The sequence below is a fragment of the Nodosilinea sp. LEGE 07088 genome (genome assembly GCF_015207395.1).
GTDB lineage: Bacteria > Cyanobacteriota > Cyanobacteriia > Phormidesmidales > Phormidesmidaceae > Nodosilinea.
Genome location: NZ_JADEWX010000211.1, coordinates 1 through 8,899, shown reverse-complemented (window position 1 = coordinate 8,899; position 8,899 = coordinate 1). Strand labels below are relative to the sequence as shown.

At 59.4% G+C, this 8,899-nt stretch carries 7 protein-coding genes; 4 read left to right on the top strand and 3 right to left on the bottom strand.

Going from position 1 to position 8,899, the window contains the following annotated elements:
* Positions 1-124 precede the first annotated feature (124 nt).
* The 3 genes from IQ254_RS27400 to hemC all read right to left on the bottom strand — a co-directional run bounded on the left by IQ254_RS27400 (position 125) and on the right by hemC (position 4,298).
* Positions 125-1,555 carry a tetratricopeptide repeat protein gene (locus IQ254_RS27400; protein ID WP_193969323.1) on the bottom strand — a complete coding sequence of 477 codons (1,431 nt, stop codon included), beginning with the start codon at positions 1,553-1,555 and terminating at the stop codon, positions 125-127.
* A gap of 145 nt (positions 1,556-1,700) precedes the next feature.
* The gene (locus IQ254_RS27395; RefSeq protein ID WP_228041153.1) at positions 1,701-3,047 is read right to left on the bottom strand and encodes a S41 family peptidase; all 1,347 of its coding nucleotides are present in this window, start codon (positions 3,045-3,047) and stop codon (positions 1,701-1,703) included.
* Between the two features lie 273 nt (positions 3,048-3,320).
* The gene (gene hemC / locus IQ254_RS27390; protein ID WP_193969322.1) at positions 3,321-4,298 is read right to left on the bottom strand and encodes a hydroxymethylbilane synthase; all 978 of its coding nucleotides are present in this window, start codon (positions 4,296-4,298) and stop codon (positions 3,321-3,323) included.
* A 396-nt stretch (positions 4,299-4,694) separates the two neighbouring features.
* Between hemC and IQ254_RS27385 the strand changes: the two genes are divergently transcribed.
* From IQ254_RS27385 to glmU, 4 genes are all read left to right on the top strand, one after another.
* Positions 4,695-5,960, top strand: a complete 1,266-nt coding sequence (locus tag IQ254_RS27385) for a hypothetical protein (RefSeq protein ID WP_193969321.1) — start codon at positions 4,695-4,697, stop codon at positions 5,958-5,960.
* Positions 5,960-6,307, top strand: coding sequence for a TIGR03792 family protein (locus tag IQ254_RS27380; protein ID WP_193969320.1), 348 nt, complete (start codon positions 5,960-5,962; stop codon positions 6,305-6,307). The genes IQ254_RS27385 and IQ254_RS27380 overlap by 1 nt, the downstream gene beginning before the upstream one ends.
* A gap of 208 nt (positions 6,308-6,515) precedes the next feature.
* Positions 6,516-7,439 (top strand): FTR1 family protein, encoded by a 924-nt coding sequence (locus tag IQ254_RS27375; RefSeq protein ID WP_193969319.1) that lies wholly within the window; start codon positions 6,516-6,518, stop codon positions 7,437-7,439.
* A 75-nt stretch (positions 7,440-7,514) separates the two neighbouring features.
* The gene (glmU, locus tag IQ254_RS27370; RefSeq protein ID WP_193969318.1) at positions 7,515-8,882 is read left to right on the top strand and encodes a bifunctional UDP-N-acetylglucosamine diphosphorylase/glucosamine-1-phosphate N-acetyltransferase GlmU; all 1,368 of its coding nucleotides are present in this window, start codon (positions 7,515-7,517) and stop codon (positions 8,880-8,882) included.
* The last annotated feature ends 17 nt before the right edge of the window (positions 8,883-8,899 follow it).

Genomic DNA, 8,899 nt, shown 5'->3' with positions numbered 1-8,899 from the left:
GTGCTCATGAAACTTAAGCTGCTTCTGCAACTCCTGTTTCTCTTCGGCGGTCAGATAGTTCTTGATTGGCATAGATACTTCGCCAAAATATGCTCTCTAATATGTAGTTTAAATGATTAACAGCTTAGTGGGCACTAGCATTGTCCGGATCAAGACGAACCGTTTCATGAAAGGCCACCTCCGCTTCTTCAAGGCGACGTTGCTCAGCCAGCATTACTCCCAGGCTGAAATAGGTATCGGCGTTGTTGGGGTCGAGGCGAATGACTTCGCGAAAGACCACCTCCGCTTCTCCAAAGAGGCTCTGCCTATCCAGCACCGTAGCGGGGGTACCAAAGTTAACGTAGGGAGCAACCCGTACGAGAGAGGCTGCTTCCGATACCTCAAGTCGAATCTGCTCAGCCAGCACCACCTGCAGGCCAAGGTTGGCGGAGGTATGATCGGGGTCAAGGCGAATGGCTTCGCGAAAGGCTGCCGCTGCTTCTTCAAGTCGACTCTGCCTATCTGCTTCTTCAAGGCGACTCTGCTCAGTCAGCACTATCCCTAGCCTGTAGTAGGCACTGGCGTCGGGGGCGAGGCGAACCGCTTCGCGAAAGGCTGCCGCTGCTTCTTGAAGGCGACTCTGCCTATCCACTTCCTCAAGGCGACTCTGCTCAGCCAATGCCGTTCCCAAATCGTAGTAAGCACTAGCATTGTCGGGGTCAAGGCGAATCGCTTCACGAGATCTCACTTTTACTTCCTCAAGGCGATTCTGTTCAGCCAGTATTGCCTCCAGGTTGTAGTAGGTAGCGGCATGGCCGGGGTCAAGACGAACCGCTTTGTGAAAGGCCTGCGTAGCTTCCTCAAGGTGACTCTGCCCAGCCAGCACCGCCCCTAGGTTGTAGTAGGCATCGGCATTATCGGGGGCGAGGCGAATCGCTTCGCGAAAGGCTGCTGCGGCTTCTTCAAATCGGCTCTGCCCAGCTAGCGCCAATCCCAGGTTGTAGTAGGCATTGGCATTGTCGGGGGCGAGGCGAATCGCTTCGCGATAGGTCACTTCCGCTTCCTCAATGCGGCTCTGCCCAATCAGCACTGCTCTCAGCCTGTAGTAGTAGGCATAGTCATTGTCGAAGTCAAGGCGAAGCGCGTCGCGAGGGGTCACCTCCGCTTCCTGAAAGCGAATCTGCTCAGCCAGCACCGCCCCTAGAAGGGTGTAATATGCATTGGCATAGTTTGGATCAAGGCGAGTTGCTTCCCGAAAGGCTTCCTCCGCTTCCTCAAGGCGACCCTGCTTACCCAGCGCATTCCCCAGGTTGTAGTAGGTATTAGCATTACCGGAGTCAAGGCAAATCGCTTCGCGAAAGGCCACCTCTGCTTCTTCAAAGCGGATCTGCTCAACCAGCACTAATCCCAGGTTGCAGTAGGCAAGGACATTGCTGGGGTCCAGCCGCAGCACCTGTCGCCAAATTGCTTCAGCGGTGGCGTAGTCCCCTGCTGTCCTTGCCGCTATCCCCTGCTGAAACAGTTCCTCGATGCTTTGCGCCCGCACCAGCGCCGCTGGCGAGAGAAGGACTGTCAAGGCTAGACCCGTGGCCAGAAGGGGACGCATACGAAAAAATGTATTACAACTTTTCAGACTGCAGGCCCAGATCAGAATCACCCCAAAAAATTAATAATCGCTAAACCAAGGCGCTTGGTCGATGAATTAGCAGGAAGATATCCTCTTACTCAGCGGGATCAATTCGTCCCAGGCGACTGGCCCCGGTTGTAGCCGGTAGCCCCTGGCTGGCCAGGATGGTTTGCTCTAGCACCTCAGCGGCGCGGAGATATTGTGCATCGGCTTCGGTGCCGAGCAGGGCGGGGTTGCTAAACAGCTCGCGGCGCTGTTGGGCGCTCACATTGACCGTAACATCGGGAGTAATACCCTTGCTGCTAATATCGGTACCGTTGGGCGTGTAATAGTGGGCCACCGTAACAGTGAGACCCGAGCCATCGGTAAGCCCGTGGAGCGACTGTACCAGAGCTTTGCCGTAGGTGGGAGTGCCCACCACAGTGGCGCGGTTGTTGTCGCGCAACGCCCCGGTCAAAATTTCGCTAGAGCTGGCCGATCGCTCATCGACCAGTACCGTCAGCGGCAGGGCGGTGAGGGCGGTGCGGTTAGCCGAGATCGCTTCGTCATTGCCGCTACGGTCGAGGGTGCGCACAATGGGGCCGTGCTGTAGCCACATGCGGCTGATGTCGATGCTGGCCATGAGCAAACCGCCGGGGTTGCCCCGCAGATCGAGCACAAACCCTTCAACGCCAGCCTCGCTGAGGGCACGAATGGCCTCAGCCATCTGAGTTGACGCGTTGGCATTAAACTCAATCAGCCGAATATAGCCAATCGAGCGGCCGCCCGCCACCTTTTCGGCATAGTCTACGGTGGGCAAATCCATCCGAGCGCGGGTGAGAATCACGGTGCGCGACGCACCGCCGTCGCGAGAAACCGTTAGCGTCAGCTGGGAGCCCTCAGCACCGCGTAGCCGTTGTAGCACACCTTCTACTGTCAGACGCTCAGCACTCTGGCCATCGACTAGCACAATGCGATCGCCCACCACCAGCCCCGACTGCTCTGCCGGAGAGCCCGCGGTCACCTCGATGACCAGCATCTCCCCAGTCTGACTGTTGCGCTCTAAACGTACCCCAATGCCGGATATTTCCCCGGAGGTTTGGTCGGTCAAGTCAGCATATTCTGCTGGGGAGAGGAAGCGCGTGTAGGGGTCATTGAGCCGCCGCAGCGCCGATCGCAGGGCCGTATAGGCCGACTCCTGGGAGCTGTACTCGCGCCCCAGCAGCTCTTGGCGGGTGGCTTGCCAGTCGGTCTGGTTAAAGCTGCTGTCTACGTACTCCCGGTTAATAATCTGCCACGCTTCATCGAGCACCACCTTGGGGCTATCTTCAAACTCGGTCAGGGCCGGAGCGGCTAGGGTCGCTTCTGCGGTGATAGTAATCAGGGCCAGCGGAGCGATCGTCAGAGCCTGTACCGGAGAGCGCATCAGAGACGACAACCAGGAAAAGGGAGAAGTTGACATTACGGTAATACCAGCCTGGGCAGGGGAAACAGGATGAGACGGGGCAGCACCACGCCCGGTCAATCTTGAGCCTATTGTGACTGATGATTTCATCCTTTGACCAGTGCCAGAGACTACTTTGAGAGAATTTAGGCTTTTCTTCAGTTACGTCAAGACCGGGTGCGTCAAAATCGGGGTCTGCCCACTGCCATGCCCATCTCCGAGTGACCGCCAGACAGAGCCGACAGCCGCTATCCATTGGCCATCTGGGTTGCCCTGGAGTCGCTGGGGCCGTTAGCTGCGGCTGGCTGCCGTAATCTCATCCAGAATGGTCTGGGCCCCGGCACCGCGCAGTTGCTGTGCCAGTTGAGTGCCCAGCGTCTCAGCCGCCGTCGTCGGCCCCTGTACGGTATCTTTGATCACCCGTTGCCCATCTAGGCTGGCCACCAGACCCGTGAGGGTAAGGGTGTCGCCATCGAGAACGGTGTTGACCCCGATGGGCACCTGACACCCTCCCTCTAGCTCGCGCAAAAAAGCCCGCTCGGCCAAACAGCGTGCGGTGGTGGGCGCGTGGGAGAGCACGCTGAGTAGCTGCAGAATTTCGGCGTCGCCCGTGCGACATTCGATCCCCAGGGCGCCCTGACCAACGGCATGGAGCGAAATCTCAGCGGGCAAAATTTCGTGGATGCGATCGCCCATGGCCATGCGCTGGAGCCCAGCCACCGCCAGAATAATGCCGTCGTAGCCACCTTCGTCGAGCTTGCGCAGGCGGGTGTTGAGGTTGCCGCGAATATCTTTGAAGCTGAGGTGGGGATAGTGGTGGCGCAGCTGCGCCAGCCGCCGCAGCGACGAGGTGCCAATGACGGCCCCCTCGGGCAGCGTCGCCAGGGTTTTATCCTTATTCTTCTCGTGCACCACCAGGGCATCGGCGGGGTCTTCGCGCTGGGTAACGCAACCCAGCATTAGCCCCTCGGGCAGGCGAGTGGGCAGGTCTTTGAGGGAGTGCACGGCAAAGTCGCTGTCGCCGCGCAGCATGGTGTCTTCCAGCTCTTGGGTAAACAACCCCTTGTCGCCAATCTTCGATAGCGACACGTCGAGCACCTTGTCTCCCTGGGTTTCCATGGTGACAATGTCGAACTCCAGCTCGGGGAAGTGCCGCTGCAGCTCATCGCGCACCCAGTGGGTCTGAATCAGCGCCAGCTGGCTCTTGCGAGACACGATACGGACAGTGCGCTGAGGGGTGGCAACGGTAGGGGATGCGGTGGATTGCATAGTCTGAAAACGAGGCTTGCAAATGGTCAGGGTCGGCGACACCGCATGGCGGCTCAACCGTCACCGAACTTTCAGATTACAGGATGGCGGTACGCTCTATGGTGCGCCCCTGGAAGATGTTAAGGGGTTGTCACATTAGGTCGCTGGCGGCCTTTATGATAGTTGAGCAGATCGGGAGAGTCCGCTTGATTGATCGATCTTTTGAGCCGAATTTTTGCCGCCACTGATTTGCCGCCACTGATTTGCCGCCACTGATTTGCCGCCACTGATTTGCCACCACTGAATCGGGGTGCCCGGTGGTCGATTGTTGGGTGACGGGTTGCCGCTAACCACAGCTCAGCTGCAAACTATAGGGTATTGGGCAGAGCTAAATTCCCCAATTTTGGAGATTCGATTTTGGTAGATCTAGGTCGTACGCATCCGATCGCGCGGGTAACCGGGCTGCTGCCATCCCGTCCACAGTGGCATCGGTGGCTGGGCCCATGCTCGCTGGCGATCGCCCTCATGGTGATCGCCCCGGCCCAGGGTCAGGTACTGCGCCCCGAGATTCGCTTTCCTTTTTTGGCCGACCCCCTGCAGGATGACCCCCTTGACCCACTGCTGCCCACCCCGGTTGTGGAGCGCCCCCTCAGCCCGCTGGAGCTGTACGCCCTAGAGCAAGACCTGGATCAACTAGCCCTAGAGACCGCAGCGCTGGACGCCGCCGGTGAGTCTGAGCAGGCCCGATTGAGCTGGCAGCGCGAGGTTCGGCTGCGGCGGATCTTGGGCATCGAGCAAGAGCTGGCGGCCATTGACCGAGTGGGGCGGGTGCTGCGCGATCGCAACGCCACCCAAGATCTACAGCTCTACGCCGTGCGCATGGATGAAATTCGGGCTGAGCTGAGCCTGCCGGAGGACCGCGAGCGATTGGAGAGCATGGCGGCCACCTATGTCGTGCTGGGCGATGTGGAGAGCGCCACCACCATTTACCGAGCCCTGGCCGATCGGGCCCAAGCCAGCGGCGATCGCGACGACCAGCGCCAGCAGCTCGAAATCTTGGCCACTCTCCAGGCCGACTGGTTTGACTTTACCCCGGCGGCGACGGTCTACGGTGAGCTGGTCGAGCTGGCCCAGGCCAGTGGCGATCGCGAGGGCGAACGGCGCTACCTAGAAGAGCAGGCCAACAACCTGGAACAGGCCCAGGATTTTGCCGGGGCGATCGCCCGGCGACAGCAGCTGCTCACCCTCTACCAAACCGACCCAGCCCTCTGGCCCCAGATTGCCCCACTCCAGCATCAGTTAGCCAGCAATTACCTCGCCCTGGGTGACCTCGACACCGCTACGCGTCAGTACCAAACCGCCTATACCAACGCCATTGAGCAAGAGCAGTTGGCGATCGCCGCCGTCGCCATCGCCGATCTGGCCGATATCTACAAAAGCCTGAACCGCTGGGAAGATGTGGGCTACCTCTACGAACAGCTGTTGCTAGTCGAGCAACAGGCTCACAACGCCTTTGGCATGATGGCTGCCTACGACCAGCTGGGCCAGGTGCACGAGCAGCTCGGCGGGGTTCAATCGGCCCTGGCTGCCTATCGTGAAGGTTTGGTGTTAGCTCGGGTATTGGGCACCCGTCAAACCTATTTTGAAACCCAGATTGCCCGACTCACAGGGGACGCTTCCTAATGGTTATCGAATGGCTCACCTTCGCGGTCGCGCCTGAGCACCGCGAAGCCTTTATTCGCATTGACAATGAAATCTGGACGGCGGCCTTGAGCCAATCTCCTGGCTATATCTCTAAGGAGGTGTGGATTTCGCCCGACCTCCACGATCAGGTGGTGTTGATTGTGCGCTGGCAAACCCGCGAACAGTGGAAGGCCATCCCCCAAGACTTGCTCGATGACATCGAGGCGCAGTTTCGAGCCGCAATCGGGTTTTCGTACCGTATGATCGACGCCCGTGAGTACCAGGTGCGGCGATATCCGCACTCTGCTGAGATACCCAAAGGTCGGGGCGCAGCCCTGCGCCCTTGAGAGGAAGCGAGATTATCGGGTATTTTCGTTGCCAGAATAGTCCTTAGTATCTGCTCGGCGGTACGAGGTCAGCCCGTGGATCTCCTCCGATACCGCCTGTACCCGGGGCAGCTGAGGGTGGCAAAGCCAGACCAGGGCCGGTCAAAAGGCTGCAAAGGATCGGGTTGTTTGACACAATACCCATAGATGCCCTGGATCCCAACCCTCTATGGACTTTGCCGCCGCCCTACCGACATTCTTTATTACCCTGCGTGAGGGGGTCGAAGCGGCCCTTGTCGTTGGTATCGTGCTGGCCTGCCTGGCGAAGGCCAATCGCCAGGTGCTCAACCCCTGGGCCTACGCTGGCGTTGCCGCTGGCCTGATGGGCAGTGTCATGTTGGGGATTGCCCTGGGGCTGGGTCTCCAGCAGCTCCAGCAGGGATTGCCCGGTTTGCAAACGGTGGTGAAGCCACTGCTGAATGTGCTGTTTGGCGCGATCGCCGTGATTATGCTGAGCTGGATGCTGCTGTGGATGACCCGCCAGTCTCGCGGCCTCAAGGATGAAATTGAAGGCACTGTACAATCGGCCCTCGACGACGCCCAAACCGCAGGCTGGAGCGTCTTTAGCCTGGTGTGCATCGCCGTGCTGCGGGAGGGGTTTGAGACCGTGCTGTTTATCTTTACCAACGTAGATACCAGCCTGGCGGCGGGGGGCGGGGCGATCGCCGGTTTGCTAGGCGCCACCCTGATTGGCCTAGCCCTATTTCGCTGGGGCGTGCGCATTAACCTCAAGCGCTTCTTTCAGGTGATGGGGGTGCTGCTGCTGCTAATTGTGGGGGGCCTGGTGATTTCAATCTTTAAAAACCTCGACGCGGCCCTTGCCGTCATCGGCCAGCTCAACCCCGCTGCCGACCTGTGCTTTAGCCAGACCTCCTGCATTCTGGGGCCGCTGCTGTGGAACGGCAGCGGCATTCTGCCCGATCGCCAGTTCCCCGGCATTGTGTTGAAGGTCTTGCTGGGCTACCGCGATCACCTCTACTTAGTGCAGCTCATGGCCTACTTAGGCTTCTTAGCCGTGATCGGCAGCACCTATTTCCGCAGCCTCAATCCACCGCTCTCAGACTCTGGCAAAACCGCCCCTAGCCAGTTCTAAAGACAATTCTGGCAACAACGCGATATACTCCCTTCGGGCATTACCCCACGCCATTAACCCACGAAGGATATACCCATGGTCGCTGTCGCCATTCTTGCCGCCGGGCGCGGCACTCGGATGAAATCGAGCCTGCCCAAGGTGCTGCACTCGGTGGGGGGCAAGTCGATGGTGGAGCGTGTCCTCGACGGGGTGGCCGACCTCAACCCCAGCCACCAGTTGATCGTAGTGGGGTTTGGCCAAGACCAGGTCAAAGCGGCCTTAGCCCACATTCCGGGTCTCACCTTTGTCGAGCAGCGAGAGCAACTGGGTACGGGCCACGCGGTACAGCAGTTAATTCCCCACCTAGAGGGGTTTGACGGTGACCTGCTGGTGCTCAACGGCGACGTGCCCCTGCTGCGGCCTGAGACCATTCAAACAATGGTGACCACCCATCAGGAAAAGGGCAACGCCGCTACCCTCCTCACGGCCCAGTTCACCGACCCTACAGGTTACGGACGGGTCTTCTGCGCCGATCAAGACCTGATTACAGAAATCATCGAGCACCGCGATTGCAACCCTGCCCAGCGCCAGAACCCGCGCATCAATGCTGGTATTTACTGCTTTAACTGGGCTCAGCTGATGACGGTGCTGCCCCACCTCAGCGCCGACAACGACCAGCAGGAGTACTACCTCACCGATGTGGTCAAAGACCTGGCTCCGGCTATGGCGCTAGACGTAGCTGATGGTCAGGAGATCTTTGGCATCAACAGCCGCAAACACCTGGCCGAGGCCTACGCCATTCTGCAAGACCGCATCAAAGACTATTGGATGGCGACTGGTGTCACCCTGATTGACCCCGGCAGCACCACCATCGATACCACGGTTCAGATCGCCCCCGACGTGGTGATCGAACCCCAAACCCACCTGCGCGGTAAAACCTTCGTGGGCACCGGCAGCCGCATTGGCCCCGGCAGTCTGATCGAAAATAGTCAAATTGGGGCCCATGCCACGATCGCATTTTCTGTAGTCAGCGACAGCACCGTGGGCCGTGGCGCGCGGGTTGGCCCCTACGCCCATCTGCGGGGTGAAGCCGGGGTGGGCGAGGGCTGCCGCATCGGCAACTTCGTCGAAATCAAGAAAGCAACCCTGGGCGCAGGCACCAATGTGGCCCATCTGTCGTACCTGGGTGACGCCACCCTGGGCAATAAGGTGAACGTGGGGGCGGGCACCATTACCGCCAACTACGACGGCTATCAGAAACATCAGACCGTCATTGGCGATCGCACCAAAACCGGCAGCAACAGCGTTCTTGTCGCCCCCGTCACCATTGGCAACGACGTCACCATCGCCGCTGGCTCAGTGGTGCGCAAAGACGCCCCCGACAACTGTTTGGTGGTCTCCCGGGCGCCGCAGAAGAACCATGAAGGCTGGCAGCCCAGGCATTTGCGGGAAGAAAAAGAGTAGGTGGGGGGATGGGGAGG

Excerpts from the sequence above, each read along its gene's own strand:
- glmU (WP_193969318.1), top strand. The coding sequence starts at position 7,515 with ATGGTCGCTGTCGCCATTCTTGCCGCCGGGCGCGGCACTCGGATGAAA.
- IQ254_RS27380 (WP_193969320.1), top strand. The coding sequence starts at position 5,960 with ATGGTTATCGAATGGCTCACCTTCGCGGTCGCGCCTGAGCACCGCGAA.
- hemC (WP_193969322.1), bottom strand. The coding sequence starts at position 4,298 with ATGCAATCCACCGCATCCCCTACCGTTGCCACCCCTCAGCGCACTGTC.
- IQ254_RS27395 (WP_228041153.1), bottom strand. The coding sequence starts at position 3,047 with ATGTCAACTTCTCCCTTTTCCTGGTTGTCGTCTCTGATGCGCTCTCCG.
- IQ254_RS27375 (WP_193969319.1), top strand. The coding sequence starts at position 6,516 with ATGGACTTTGCCGCCGCCCTACCGACATTCTTTATTACCCTGCGTGAG.